This window comes from Dorea sp. AF24-7LB (assembly GCF_003478575.1).
GTDB classification, from domain to species: domain Bacteria; phylum Bacillota; class Clostridia; order Lachnospirales; family Lachnospiraceae; genus Dorea_D; species Dorea_D hominis.
In genome coordinates this window covers 67267-80068 of the sequence record NZ_QUFR01000008.1, presented here as the reverse complement: position 1 = coordinate 80068, position 12802 = coordinate 67267, and the positions used below count along the sequence as shown (strand labels likewise).

General features: G+C 40.2%; 17 protein-coding genes. All 17 read left to right on the top strand.

From position 1 onward, the window contains the following. The first annotated feature begins 60 nt into the window (after positions 1–60). Entirely contained in the window at positions 61–951 is an 891-nt protein-coding gene (locus DWY31_RS09375) for a LysR family transcriptional regulator (protein ID WP_118520227.1), read from the top strand. Positions 952–1064: 113 nt separating this feature from the next. Next, entirely contained in the window at positions 1065–1259 is a 195-nt protein-coding gene (locus DWY31_RS09370) for a hypothetical protein (protein ID WP_118520225.1), read from the top strand. Positions 1260–1283: 24 nt separating this feature from the next. Then, complete coding sequence (locus tag DWY31_RS09365) at positions 1284–2033, top strand: NADPH-dependent oxidoreductase (RefSeq protein ID WP_118520223.1); 750 nt, start codon at positions 1284–1286, stop codon at positions 2031–2033. Between the two features lie 31 nt (positions 2034–2064). Further along, positions 2065–2739 carry a flavodoxin gene (locus DWY31_RS09360; RefSeq protein WP_118520221.1) on the top strand — a complete coding sequence of 225 codons (675 nt, stop codon included), beginning with the start codon at positions 2065–2067 and terminating at the stop codon, positions 2737–2739. Positions 2740–2780: 41 nt separating this feature from the next. Continuing rightward, on the top strand, positions 2781–3473 hold the full coding sequence (locus tag DWY31_RS09355; RefSeq protein WP_243060514.1) for a DUF4405 domain-containing protein: 693 nt from the start codon (positions 2781–2783) through the stop codon (positions 3471–3473). 28 nt (positions 3474–3501) lie between these two features. Further along, positions 3502–4845 carry an MATE family efflux transporter gene (locus DWY31_RS09350; RefSeq protein ID WP_118520217.1) on the top strand — a complete coding sequence of 448 codons (1344 nt, stop codon included), beginning with the start codon at positions 3502–3504 and terminating at the stop codon, positions 4843–4845. A gap of 47 nt (positions 4846–4892) precedes the next feature. After that, on the top strand, positions 4893–5369 hold the full coding sequence (locus DWY31_RS09345; protein ID WP_118520215.1) for a flavodoxin: 477 nt from the start codon (positions 4893–4895) through the stop codon (positions 5367–5369). Positions 5370–5473: 104 nt separating this feature from the next. Continuing rightward, a complete protein-coding gene (locus DWY31_RS09340; protein WP_015561019.1) occupies positions 5474–5878 on the top strand; it encodes a cupin domain-containing protein in 405 nt (134 codons plus the stop codon). 11 nt (positions 5879–5889) lie between these two features. Continuing rightward, the gene (locus DWY31_RS09335; RefSeq protein WP_015561020.1) at positions 5890–6210 is read left to right on the top strand and encodes a carboxymuconolactone decarboxylase family protein; all 321 of its coding nucleotides are present in this window, start codon (positions 5890–5892) and stop codon (positions 6208–6210) included. 14 nt (positions 6211–6224) lie between these two features. Beyond that, positions 6225–7391 carry an iron-containing alcohol dehydrogenase gene (locus DWY31_RS09330; protein ID WP_118520213.1) on the top strand — a complete coding sequence of 389 codons (1167 nt, stop codon included), beginning with the start codon at positions 6225–6227 and terminating at the stop codon, positions 7389–7391. Between the two features lie 211 nt (positions 7392–7602). Beyond that, positions 7603–7845 carry a hypothetical protein gene (locus tag DWY31_RS09325; protein WP_147364901.1) on the top strand — a complete coding sequence of 81 codons (243 nt, stop codon included), beginning with the start codon at positions 7603–7605 and terminating at the stop codon, positions 7843–7845. A gap of 180 nt (positions 7846–8025) precedes the next feature. Then, positions 8026–8481, top strand: a complete 456-nt coding sequence (locus tag DWY31_RS14180) for a DUF4145 domain-containing protein (protein ID WP_243060512.1) — start codon at positions 8026–8028, stop codon at positions 8479–8481. A gap of 301 nt (positions 8482–8782) precedes the next feature. After that, complete coding sequence (locus tag DWY31_RS14175) at positions 8783–9184, top strand: hypothetical protein (protein WP_243060510.1); 402 nt, start codon at positions 8783–8785, stop codon at positions 9182–9184. Positions 9185–9972: 788 nt separating this feature from the next. Beyond that, on the top strand, positions 9973–10500 hold the full coding sequence (locus DWY31_RS09310) for a replication initiator protein A (RefSeq protein ID WP_118520209.1): 528 nt from the start codon (positions 9973–9975) through the stop codon (positions 10498–10500). Then, positions 10500–11315: an ATP-binding protein gene (locus DWY31_RS09305; protein ID WP_118520208.1), complete on the top strand. Its 816-nt coding sequence runs from the start codon at positions 10500–10502 to the stop codon at positions 11313–11315. Before DWY31_RS09310 ends, DWY31_RS09305 begins: the two co-directional genes overlap by 1 nt. A 41-nt stretch (positions 11316–11356) precedes the next feature. Further along, positions 11357–11557 (top strand): excisionase, encoded by a 201-nt coding sequence (locus tag DWY31_RS09300; RefSeq protein WP_117538234.1) that lies wholly within the window; start codon positions 11357–11359, stop codon positions 11555–11557. A 113-nt stretch (positions 11558–11670) separates the two neighbouring features. Beyond that, positions 11671–12801, top strand: coding sequence for a tyrosine-type recombinase/integrase (locus tag DWY31_RS09295; RefSeq protein WP_118520207.1), 1131 nt, complete (start codon positions 11671–11673; stop codon positions 12799–12801). Position 12802: the final 1 nt, after the last annotated feature.

Below are 12802 nucleotides of genomic sequence, written 5' to 3'. Positions count from 1 at the left end.
TCAAGTATAGATACGTTAAAATATACTTATTAAGCATGGAAGATATAGGAGGTATTACTGATGGAAATTAGAGTTCTTCGATATTTTCTGACCGTAGTAAGGGAAGAAAGCATTACAAAAGCCTCAGAAGTTTTACATATCACGCAGCCGACACTTTCCCGTCAGCTTGCACAGATGGAGAAAGATATTGGTGTAAAGCTGTTTGATAGAGGGACGCGGAAAATCAAATTGACAAATGAAGGAATACTTCTTCGCCGTCGTGCGGAAGAAATTTTGCAGCTTGTAGATAAGACAGAAAAGGAACTGGTGGAGCAAGAGGAACAGGTGGAAGGTAAAATTTCCATTGGGTGTGGAGAAATTGCGGCTGTACAACTTCTTCCTAAAATAATTGAGTCCTTTCGTCAGAAATATCCCCGTGTTACTTTTGACATTTTTACAGCCACAGCAGATTTGGTGAAGGAACAAATGGATAAAGGACTACTGGATATTGGTTTGCTTCTTGAGCCGATTGATATGGAAAAATATGAGTTTATTCGCTTGAATATAAGGGAAAAATGGGTGGTTTTAATGAGATCGGATGATCCACTCTCCAAGAAAGAAACGGTAACCGCAAAAGATTTGTCTGTACTGCCTTTGATTCTTCCAAGGCGTATGAATGTGCAGAGTGAGTTGGCAAGTTGGTTTGGCAACTGCTATGAGAAACTGAATATTGTTTTTACCAGCAATTTAAGTACGAACAGCGCAATTATGGTGAATGGAGGCTTGGCATATTCAGTGGTGATTGAAGGGGCTGTACCCTTCTGGGATCAATCAAAGGTTACATTCAGACCGCTTGATCCGCCACTTACAGCAACAAGTGTATTAGCATGGAAACGTGGTCAGCCGTTTAGCTTAGCAACCACAAAATTCATCAAACATATTCAATGCTTTTTAGGCATTGATAAGCCATAAAAACTAGGTATTTGATATAATATAAGCAAAAAATTATAATGTAGGTGTAGAGATGAAGCAGGTAGTTTCAATTTCGACACCTACATTTTTTATTTAGGAGGGAGAGCCATTTCATGAAACCGGATTATAATTCCCTTATAAACGCGGGATTAAGCAAAGAAGAAATCGCAAAAATTTCAGGATGTGAAGATCAAGAAATACAGATGAGGATGTTGCGAAAATATCGGTACAAATTGCTTGATGAGGTACATGAAAAGCAGCAGTCACTTGATGCAATCGATTATATGATCTGTAAAATAAAAAAATAACAATAAAAGGAAGTGAAAAATTAAATGGGAGTAATAATGAAAACTTTATTATCGCATCGGTCTATCCGAAAGTATCAGAACAGACCAATAGAGAAGGAAATACTAGATGAAATCTTAAAGGCAGTGCAGGCAGCTCCGAACTGGGTAAATCTCCAACACATATCCGTTATTGTCGTGCAGGAGCAGCAACGACGGAAAAAATTTGCGGAGTTGTGCGGCGGTCAGAAACATATTGCGCAGGCTCCTGTTTTTCTGGTGTTTTGCGCAGACTTTTACCGCACTTGGCAGGCTTGTAAGGAAAACGGTCAGGAGTTTGATTCCGTTGTAAGCCAGATCGACAACCTGATTGTTGGGGCAAACGAGGTAGGAATCGCTCTGGAAACTGCGGTGGTTGCCGCCGAATCCTTTGGTCTGGGCACCGTACCGATTGGAGACATCCGGCTTCATGCTTTCGAGGCGATACGGGAACTGAACCTGCCCAAATATGTTGTGCCCATGCTTGGCTTGTGCGTGGGGTATCCGGCGGAAGAACCTGGACAGAAACCCCGCCTGCCGAAGGAAGCGGTCTGCTTTGAGGAAAAATATAATTCCGACCTAACTGGACTGCTGAAGCAGTATGACGAGCAATACGCCGTATATCTGAGGGAACGCCCCTGGAATAGCCGGGTTGGAGACTGGACAGGAATGAACGCAGACTTTTACCGGCCTCCCTACTGCCACTACCCGGAGGTACCGGAAATGATGGCACAGCAAGGATTTTTGTCACAAAGATAAAAAGGCTGCGATTTAGATGGAGGTATTTATAATGAAAAAAGCAATCACTATCTTACTTTCTTTGACTATGATTTTGGGACTTGCAGCTTGTGGAAACTCTGCAAGCCAGACAGAGCAGCCGTCTACAGAAGATACTTCTGTGGAAAGCAAAGCTGATACTGAATCTGCGGAAAACGGTACAGATATGGAGAATACGGACAATCAGGATGTACAGAATCATAAAGCTTTGGTTGCTTACTTTTCTGCAACGGGGACTACTAAAGGCGTGGCAGAGCATATCGCAAACGGTCTGAATGCGGATATTTATGAGATTGTTCCGGAAGAACCTTACACCGATGCAGATCTTGACTACAATGATAATAACAGCCGCACTACCATTGAGATGAATGATCCGGATGCCCGTCCTGCTATCTCCGGCAGTGTGGAGAATATGGAACAATATGATATTGTATTCATCGGATACCCTATCTGGTGGGGAGAAGCGCCGAGAATTGTCAGCACTTTCGTGGAGAGCTATGACTTTTCCGGTAAAACCATTGTACCATTCTGTACATCCGGAGGAAGTGGTATGGGCTCCAGTGCAGTCAACCTGGAACAGCTTACAACCGGAGCACAGTGGCTTTCTGGTGAACGCCTAAGCGGAAGTGATTCCCAAGATGAAGTGATGGAATGGGTAAACGGTCTTGGCTTGAATTTTGAAGAATAACCAGAATATCAGATATGGACACAGGAAGGAGGAGATGCTATTTGAAGGCAAAAATGAAAATTAAAATGGGAATTGACTTCCTGATGACAGTGCTGCTGTTTCTTCTAATGTCCTATCAAATTATCGGACAGAAGCTTCATGAGTGGTTTGGAACAGGGATGCTTGTACTGTTTTTGCTACATAACATTCTGAATATCCGGTGGTATGGTAGCCTGTTCAAAGGGAAATATACCCTGCTGCGGGCAATGCAGACGCTCATCAATATCAGTGTCCTTATTTCTATGCTGTGTTTGGGGTTCAGTGGAATTGTATTGTCCCGTCACATTTTTGCGGGATTACCCATTCAAGGACCGATGGCAACAGCGAGAACCATGCACCTGGCGGCATCTTATTGGGGATTTGTGCTGATGAGTATTCATTTAGGATTTCATTGGAGCATGGTTCTTGGACTGTTCCGCAGACTTTGTAACAGAAAGAAAACCTCTGCTACATTTGTATGGCTGATGCGTTTTATAGCAATTTTTATTGCGGGATACGGAGCGTACTGTTTCCATAAGCAAAATATTGTCTCCTATATGTTCCTTAAGCAGGAGTTTGTGTTTTTTGATTTTGAACAGAGTGCAGTTTTTGTATTTGCAGAGTATACCGCAATGATGGGATTATGGGTTTTTATCAGCTTTTATGCTGTGAAAGGAATCAGAAAGATAACCTCACAGAGCAGAAGAAAGGAATAAATTGTAAAATCTTAGTGGAGGAAAAGACATGGATCAGCAAACGGTTCTGTTTTCAAATAAGAGTTTGAAGGCTATGATTATTCCCCTGTTTTTAGAGCAGCTGCTGATAATGCTTGTAGGGATGGCGGACACACTGGTGGTCAGCTACGCCGGAGAAGCAGCGGTATCCGGTGTTTCATTGGTAAATCAGTTCAATACTATTTTTATTTATCTGTTTACAGCATTGGCATCCGGAGGGGCGGTTGTGATCAGCCAATATATCGGTAGAAAGAAAAATGATGACGCTGGAGAATCCGCCAGTCAACTTCTATCATTCTCTACGATTTTTACCATATTGATCGCAGTGATAGTTCTGCTTGGAAATGAAAGAATGCTCCGTCTGATGTTTGGCAAGGTGGAAGATTCTGTGATGCGCTCCTGTATTACATACCTTAGGATTTCTGCATATTCCTATCCGGCATTGGCGGTTTACAATGCCGGGGCCGCCCTTTTTCGCAGTATTGGAAAAACCAGTGTGACCATGTATTTGTCGGTAATTTCCAATATCATCAATGTTATTGGAAATCTCATTGGTGTATTTGTTTTGCGTGCAGGTGTTGCAGGTGTTGCATACCCTTCACTGATTGCTCGGACATTTTCAGCCGTGATGATTACAGTACTTTGTTTTCAGAGAAAAAATGAAGTGTTCTATCGCTGCAAGTGGATTTTTCGGTGGAATGTGGATTTCATGAAACAAATTCTAAAAATCGCAATTCCAAATGGGATGGAAAACGGTGTGTTCCAGTTAGTCAAAGTAGCATTAAGCGGTATCGTTGCACTTTTTGGAACATATCAGATTGCTGCAAATGGTGTTGCACAAAGTATCTGGTCGTTGGCTGCGCTGGCGGGAGTCGCTATGGGTCCTGTATTTATAACGGTCATTGGACAGTGTATGGGAAATGGGGATACAAAGGCGGCGGATGATTATTTTAAGAAACTGGCAAGGATTACAATTTTGCTTTCATCGGCATGGAATCTTTTGATTTTTCTTCTGACTCCATTCTTTATGAAATTTTATGCTTTGCAGCCGGAGACCAAACGGCTTGTAATCTGGCTGGTTTTAATCCATAACGTGTTTAATGCAGCAGCATATCCCTTTTCCGGTGCGCTTAGTAATGGGCTGCGTGCAGCGGGTGATGTGAAATTTACCATGTATGTTTCGGTTATATCTACAATAGCAGTGCGTCTGCTTTTATCATGGCTCTTGGGAATTGTTTTGAAAATGGGCGTGATCGGGATTGCTATTGCAATGGTTTGTGACTGGAGCATTCGGGCGGTCATTTTCTTCTGGAGGCAGAAGTCCGGAAAATGGAAAACATTTCAGGTGATATAGATTCATTTATAATAAGTTCAATAACATAATTTACGGAGGAAATTACTATGAGTAAGAAAATTTTGGTAGCCTATTTTTCAGCAAGCGGTGTGACTGCAAAGGCAGCGTGGAAACTTTCGGAAGCGGCAGGAGCAGACCTGTATGAGATTAAGCCAAAGGTACCGTATAGCAGTGCCGATCTGGACTGGACAAATAAAAAAAGCCGCAGCAGTGTGGAGATGAGTGATCCGATATTCCGTCCTGAAATTGCCGGGAAGCTGGAATGTATGGATCAGTATGATCTGGTGTTTGTTGGATTCCCTATCTGGTGGTATGTTGCACCAACGATTATTAATACTTTTTTGGAGAGTTATGATTTCTCAGGCAAAACCATCGTTCCTTTTGCTACTTCTGGCGGCAGCGGCATGGGAAGCACAAATGAAAAACTTGCACCGAGCTGTCCTGGCGCTATCCTGATGAAAGGAAAAATGCTGAATGGCTTGTTGTCTCAGGAAGAATTGAAAGCATGGGTAAAAAGTCTGTGAGTTGGATGTGGGCATTGTAACAAACGCTGCCCGTTCCATGTGGATCAGGTTGCAAGGATGCAAGAGATTTTAGACTATTTTAATTCTTGAAGGGAGAGTAATTCATGACAGAAAAAGGATTTAAACAGATATTCCCATTGGGTGAGAAAAATGATGCGTATGCACAATATTTTGTTGGACAGAGTTACCTGTCCATGCTGACAACGGAAAGAGTTGGAATTGCAAATGTAACCTTTGAGCCAGGATGCAGGAATAACTGGCATATTCATCACAAAGGCGGACAGATTTTGCTCTGCACTGCCGGACGTGGATATTATCAGGAGTGGGGAAAAACGGCTCAGGAGATGAAACCCGGTGATGTCATCAATATTGCACCAGAAGTGAAGCATTGGCATGGCGCTGCTCCTGATAGCTGGTTTTCTCATTTGGCGGTAGAAGTTCCGGCAGAAGGAAGTTCCAATGAATGGATGGAACCGGTGAAGGAAGAAGAATACAGTAAGCTAAAATAAGGAGACAGATCATGAAAAAGGTAACAGCGGGCAGAGATGCCCTGGGTGATTTTGCACCAAAATTTGCGGAACTGAATGATGACGTGCTGTTTGGAGAAGTGTGGTCACGAGAAGATAAGCTTCCTGCAAGAGATAGAAGCATTGTCACAGTAACAGCACTTATGGCAAGCGGTGTTCTGGACAGTTCTCTTGCCTTTCATATAGGAGAAGCAAAAAAGAACGGTGTTACAAAAGAAGAAATGGCAGAAATTTTGACACACGCTGCCTTTTATGCTGGCTGGCCGAAAGCATGGGCAGCATTCCGCATGGCGAAAGAAATCTATCAGGATTAAGGAGGAAAAACATTATGTTAGGAAATTTTTCGTATTCAAATCCAACAAAACTTTACTTTGGAGAGGATTCTCTTTGTTTTTTGAACGAGGAGCTTCCCAAATATGGAAAAACCGTTCAGTTGATTTATGGTGGCGGTTCTATCAAGAAAAATGGTATTTACAGTCAGGTTATGAGATTACTGAAAGATAACGGAAAGGTAGTCGTTGAGGATGGAGGCGTGATGCCAAATCCCACAATAGAAAAATTAAGGGAGGGTGTTCGGATTGCCAGAGAGAATCAGGTGGACTTTCTGCTGGCTGTAGGCGGCGGCTCTTGCTGCGACTATGCAAAAGCGGTTTCCGTGTCTGTTCACTGTGATGAAGATCCGTGGGAGAAATATTATATCCGCTTTGAGGAGCCGGATTGTGAGATTGTCCCTGTTGGCTGTGTATTGACTATGGTGGGAACCGGAAGCGAAATGAATGGAGGTGCGGTAATTACGAATCATGATCAAAAGATGAAAATTGGTCATGTGTTTGGAGATGCTGTGATGCCGAAGTTTGCAATTCTGAATCCGAAATTCACTTTCACATTGCCGAAAGAGCAGATGGTAGCCGGCATTTATGATATCTTCAATCATATCTGTGAGCAGTATTTCTCTGGGGAGGACGACAATACCAGCGATTATATCAGCGAGGCACTGATGAAATCGGTAATTCACAGTTCGAGAATTGCCATTCAGAATCCAGAGGACTATGAGGCAAGGTCGAATATCATGTGGGCTGCAACCTGGGCGCTGAATACGCTTGTCTCCAGAGGAAAAAGTACCGACTGGATGGTTCATATGCTTGGTCAGGCAGTAGGAGCATATACAGATGCAACTCACGGAATGACGCTTTCTGCGGTGTCACTTCCTTACTATCAGTATATTATGCCTTATGGTCTTAGCAAGTTTTGCCGTTTTGCTGTGAATGTGTGGGAGGTCGATCCTGTCGGAAAATCTGATGAACAGATTGCAAGAGAAGGACTTTCCTGTATGGAAGGTTGGATGAAAGAACTGGGACTTGCAATGAATCTCCATGAGCTGGGAGTGACAGAAGAAATGTTGCAGGGTATCGCAAACGGAACATTTATCATGGAGGGAGGATATAAGGTGCTGAAACATGATGAGGTGTTGGAGATTTTGAAGAACAGTTTGTAAGCATTCAAGTAGGAGTTTTTATAACGATAATATAATAGAGAAAGACAAGTGCTGTGAAAGAAATTTTTCTTTGATGGTGCTTGTCTTTTTTTTATTCATCACTTGACATTGTGGCAAAGATTTACGTTCTGTTGACGAATTTGATGGACAGAAAAGAGTGCGTGAATTCTACGCAATGAAGCCAGAAGAAGCATACGCAATTTTGGAGGCTATGGCAGAAATTCATGATTGCAAGGAGAATCTAAAGTTAGTTGTTCCAAGTGATATAGAAGCACAGGAGGAACAGTTGGAACAGGAAATTGACACCGAGAGCCATGAAAAGCGGAGAATTTTTCTTTTACGAAATGTCAGATTTCTGTTGGAGAAGAAATTGAATATTATGAGGATTCAAGTATTACGTGCAAGGTTGTTGGGGACAGAAAAGTGGAGTATCAAGGGAAAGAAATGTCGTTGACGGCTGCTGCAAAACTCATATCAGGAAAGAAATATTCAATTGCAGGTCCGGGATTCTTTAAACATAAAGGCGAGTGGTTAAATGATATTAGGGCTCGTATAGGATTTTAATTTTTACCAATGATGTTCTGATAATATTTTATTATCAAAACATACGATAAACAAAAGGGGGACGTATTAAATGGCTTTCAATTTTAAATTCTTAGAAACAGAATTTCCGGTTTTAGCGAATTTTGGAAATTTGGCTGAACAGTATTGTTACACAGATCCGAACTCGTGCTTGATGAAATTGGGAATGATTGGAGAAAAAATCGTAAACTTGATGTTTACATATGATAAAATTCCTATTCCTTATGATAATTCTGCAGTGAATCGAATCAATGTATTATCTTCAGAAGGTCTCTTAACGAGAGATTTAACTGATATTTTACATGCACTTCGTAAAGCAAGAAATAAAGCTGTTCATGAAAATTATTCTGAAAGTCCAGATTGTCCCATTTTTTTACAGACGGTATACAGTTTGTCCGAATGGTTTATGCAGACTTATGGTGACTGGAATTACCAGCATCAGAATTTTGTTATGCCTGTAAAGGAAGAAGATAAAACAAAAAAGATTGTTGTTTTGAATAAAGCCTAGGAAGAAGAAAAAGAAGAAGAGCTTACAAGGCGGCTATTGCATGTGCTAAACAGGCTGAACAGGTAGATAAGAAAGTTCGTTTGAAACAGGCTAGTAAAATGACAAGTCAGCGACAGAAGTCCGAGGCGGAAACTCGATATATGATTGATGAGCAGCTTCGTCAGGTTGGCTGGGAACAAATACGCAGGAAATCCGTTACTCAAAAGGTGCAAGACTTGCGAAAGGTTGTAACATGGCGATTGCTGAATGGCCAACAGATTCCACTGTCAGCAAAAAAGGCTAAGCAGATTATGCGCTGTTTGTGGGAACAAAACTTGTCGGTATTATTGAGGCGAAAGCTGAACATAAGGATATTCCATCTGTAATTGATTATCAAGGGAAAGATTATCCGAGAAATATCCGTAAAGAAGATGCCGAATATCAGATTGGTACATGGGGAGAATTTAAGTTTCCGTTTACTTTTGCAACAAACGGCAGACCATATCTGGAGCAGTTGCCTTGCAATATGGACATCAATAATATCACAAAAAGCCATCTTTCCCACGCCAGATCCTTTAACCGTCAGAAGAAGATCGCATATTGTTGCGTGCGTTGTAGGTGTAATAGTCCAACGATTGATAATAACCTTTCCATGTTCAAGATTACTTGCTCCTGTGATATACGGAATACCTTCGCCAGTGTCATTGTATCGATCAGGAGTTAAGCCCTGTTCTGAACATAGTTCAATCACATCCGAGTAATGGCACCACGCCCAACCCTCCGGTATCTCAAACGGAATCTCATCCTCAATACATTTTACAGTTCCATCCTGAAACTTCTCATAATGCAAATTATCAGAGAATAGATATTAAAACAAATCTGCAATGAAAGCTAACAAATTGACAGCGTTTTCCATAAAATCAATTCTACGATAAAAACATACCGTCTAGACAGCTACTTTTTAAGCTATTATCCAAAAGACATATAATATATAGGCTCAAATGGTGAAAGTACCCATTTGGGCCTATTATTGTATGAATTCATGCGTTACAATCAGAGCAAGATCCACCCGTGTAATACAGTATTGTCATTTTGACAATTTTGTATTACTTACGAGTAGCAGACTTGATGGGGATTACGTCCCCATACCCACGTGAAAATATAATTGCAAGCAATTACATTTTAGCAGATACGCAAGCGTTTCTGAATAAGCGTCACAGACAACAAAATAAGAAAATTTTGATAAGACATTCACCTGGAATAGGTGAGTGTTTTTTGTTTTTAAATATTCAATTAACCGAAAAAATAAAAAAATTTTCATCAGGGGGCTGTAAAAATGCCTCTCAGCGTTTCGTTTTATGTAAGGGTATTTTGGACAGGAAAAAATAAAAAAATTTTTATCAAGAACCTGTATTTATGCCCTTCATCTTTTGAATATGTGTAAGGACATTTTTGAGCCGGCATAAAAATGATTTTTACAACAGTTAGAAACAGAAATGAGGCGAGAAAAGAATGAAATATGAATACATGAAGGAGTCAGAGCAGATGCTTCAGTACTTCCAGTTTCCGAAGTTTTTATTAAAGCTGCGAATTTCTCAAACTGCAAAATTTCTTTATATGATTTTGTATGACCGGGCGCGGATATCGAGAAAGAATAGCTGGATAGACAAGTATGGAAATGTTTATTTGATATTTCCAATAGAAGAATTGTCTGTTCAAATCGATAAATGCAAATCTTCTGTAAAAACAGCGTTGAAGGAATTAGATGATGTGGGACTATTGGTTCGCAGATCCGGTGGATTTTCAAAACCTAATCATTTATATGTGAAAATTCCATCTGATGAGATCGGTTTACAGCCGGTTGACGATAAGGCGGTTGAAAAGATGACCACAACAGAGTCGGAAAAGCAACCATCATCTAGTTGTAAAAATGGCTGTGCAGGAGTCGGAAATGTGGCACCTAGTAAAGTAACTGAGAAATATAAAAGTAATAAATATCATGAAGTAAATTATTGCTATGGGGAAGGAGAGAGTTTGTGATGAGAGAAGAAGATACCGTATGTGTAGGCAGTGATGGTTTGCAATACTGCAAAGTTTGTGGGGAAGCGAAAGAAGCATTTTTTCCTGAGGGTGGATTTATGGGAATGAAGAAACATTCCAGGCAATGTGCCTGTGACAGAAAAGCGTATGAAGAAGAACAAAAATATTTTAAAGAGAAAGAACACCGGGAATTAGTCAACAGAAATACAAGCATCTGTTTTGACGAGAGCAGAATGGAAGAGTGGACATTTGAGAATGCAGATATGTCAGATGCGGTCATGCATAAGGCAAAAAATTATGTTGATAACTGGGAGAAAATGAAAAGAAACCATATAGGCTGTTTATTCTGGGGTCCGGTTGGCACTGGAAAAAGTTTTATTGCCGGGTGTATTGCCAATGAACTTCTTAAACGAGAAGTAACGGTAAAGATGACAAATTTTAATACCATTATCGATGATATATTTCCACTGGCAGACAAAACGGAATATATCAATGCATTGGCTTCGTATCAGCTTTTGATTATTGATGATCTTGGAGTGGAACGAAATTCAGAATATGCGTTAGGAATTATTTTTAGCGTCATAGACCGCAGAATCCGTTCGGGGCGACCTTTGATCATCACGACCAATCTTCCGCTGAAAGAAATAAAAAGCGAGACCATGTTAGAAAAAAGACGTATCTATGACCGTATTTTAGAAATGTGTACACCAATGTATGTTGGAGGCACAAGTAAACGAGAAGCGATTGCAAGTATGAAAATGGAGAAAGCGAAAACGTTGTTGAATACAAAGAATGATCGTGCGTATTGCGGATAGAAGTGAATGCTACGCACGTTAAACAATAAGGAAAGGATTTTATGAGCAAACAACATGTTGCGATATGTGAAAAAGTGGCTCTTACAATTGAAGAGGCAGCAGAATACAGTAATATCGGACAAAACAGAATAAGTAGTCTTTTGAAAGAACCGAGATGTCCGTTTGTGCTTTACGTAGGCACGAAAAAACTTGTAAAGAGAAAAGAATTTGAAAAATTCATTTCGGAAAGTGTGGAAATATAAATATAAATGAATGACAGGAATGACAGGAGATGAAAATGAATATTCACAAAAATAAGATGCTATGGTATAATACAAGGTACTGTATTAGGGCTTCTTATGAGAGGAGCTGAAATATGGGAAAAGATTTAAAAGGCAAAGAACTTGGCAAGGGAATATCCCAGGAAAGTACGGGATTATACTCAGCCAGATTTGTAGATCGGTTTGGAAAGAGAAAACATAAACGATTCAAAAAGCTGCAAGAGTGCAGAGCATGGATTGCAGATGCGACTTATGTGGATGAACACAGTGATATTTCAATGCCATCAAATATGCTGGTCGATCAATGGTTTGATTATTGGATTGGGATAAAAAAGAAAACAGTCCGTTCCAATACTGTTCGCAATTATACGGAGAGATATATTAAAAATATTAAACCGGTAATTGGGGAGATGCCACTATCAGACGTGAAACCACTTCACTGTCAGAAAATATTTTATGATATGGCAGATCAGGAGTATCGCACATCTACAATTTATCAGGCAAGAATTGCATTATACAACATGTTTGAGTATGCAAAAGAAAATGAAGTCTTGTGTAGCAATCCCTGTAAAAAATCTGTGAAAAGTGATATGGGAAAGCCATCTGAGAAGAAAGTTGCTTTAACAAGAGACATACAAAAAACATTTTTACAATATGCAGAAAATCAAAGCTATGAAAATCAGTATCGTTTTATACTACAAACCGGATTGCGAACAGGCGAATTGGTAGGATTGAAATGGGAAGATGTCGATTTTAAATCCAAAACAATTCAGATTCGCAGAAGTATGGAATATCGTTACAGTGCAAAGGAGTGGCGTATCGGAGAACCAAAGAGTAAATCAGGTTACCGGACGATACCTTTAACAGAAGAAGCGGTTGCTATACTAAAAAAACAAAAAGAAAAGAATAAGAGGATTTCAGAAATTTCAACAGAATGGGAAGAATTTGTGTTTCTGTGTCGAAAAGGAACACCTGTCAAGAACAGTACATATGATACAGCACTGTTTAAAATCTGTGATAAAGCAAAAATTCCAAAATTTTCGATGCATATCTTGAGACATACGTTTGCTACCAGATGTATTGAAGCAGGAATGAAACCGAAAACACTTCAGATGTTACTGGGCCATTCGAATATTGGAATTACGATGAACTTATATGTTCATACTACTGAGGAAGAAAAGAAAAAAGAAATGGACTTGGTAGCAGAAGCGCTTATGGCAATGTAAT

What these genes read in the sequence shown, in the direction of transcription:
- DWY31_RS09340 (WP_015561019.1), top strand. Translation starts at nt 5,474, where the DNA reads ATGACAGAAAAAGGATTTAAACAGATATTCCCATTGGGTGAGAAAAAT.
- DWY31_RS09350 (WP_118520217.1), top strand. Translation starts at nt 3,502, where the DNA reads ATGGATCAGCAAACGGTTCTGTTTTCAAATAAGAGTTTGAAGGCTATG.
- DWY31_RS09310 (WP_118520209.1), top strand. Translation starts at nt 9,973, where the DNA reads ATGAAATATGAATACATGAAGGAGTCAGAGCAGATGCTTCAGTACTTC.
- DWY31_RS09305 (WP_118520208.1), top strand. Translation starts at nt 10,500, where the DNA reads ATGAGAGAAGAAGATACCGTATGTGTAGGCAGTGATGGTTTGCAATAC.
- DWY31_RS09370 (WP_118520225.1), top strand. Translation starts at nt 1,065, where the DNA reads ATGAAACCGGATTATAATTCCCTTATAAACGCGGGATTAAGCAAAGAA.
- DWY31_RS09360 (WP_118520221.1), top strand. Translation starts at nt 2,065, where the DNA reads ATGAAAAAAGCAATCACTATCTTACTTTCTTTGACTATGATTTTGGGA.
- DWY31_RS09300 (WP_117538234.1), top strand. Translation starts at nt 11,357, where the DNA reads ATGAGCAAACAACATGTTGCGATATGTGAAAAAGTGGCTCTTACAATT.
- DWY31_RS09365 (WP_118520223.1), top strand. Translation starts at nt 1,284, where the DNA reads ATGGGAGTAATAATGAAAACTTTATTATCGCATCGGTCTATCCGAAAG.
- DWY31_RS09335 (WP_015561020.1), top strand. Translation starts at nt 5,890, where the DNA reads ATGAAAAAGGTAACAGCGGGCAGAGATGCCCTGGGTGATTTTGCACCA.
- DWY31_RS09325 (WP_147364901.1), top strand. Translation starts at nt 7,603, where the DNA reads ATGGCAGAAATTCATGATTGCAAGGAGAATCTAAAGTTAGTTGTTCCA.
- DWY31_RS09295 (WP_118520207.1), top strand. Translation starts at nt 11,671, where the DNA reads ATGGGAAAAGATTTAAAAGGCAAAGAACTTGGCAAGGGAATATCCCAG.
- DWY31_RS09330 (WP_118520213.1), top strand. Translation starts at nt 6,225, where the DNA reads ATGTTAGGAAATTTTTCGTATTCAAATCCAACAAAACTTTACTTTGGA.
- DWY31_RS09375 (WP_118520227.1), top strand. Translation starts at nt 61, where the DNA reads ATGGAAATTAGAGTTCTTCGATATTTTCTGACCGTAGTAAGGGAAGAA.
- DWY31_RS14180 (WP_243060512.1), top strand. Translation starts at nt 8,026, where the DNA reads ATGGCTTTCAATTTTAAATTCTTAGAAACAGAATTTCCGGTTTTAGCG.
- DWY31_RS09345 (WP_118520215.1), top strand. Translation starts at nt 4,893, where the DNA reads ATGAGTAAGAAAATTTTGGTAGCCTATTTTTCAGCAAGCGGTGTGACT.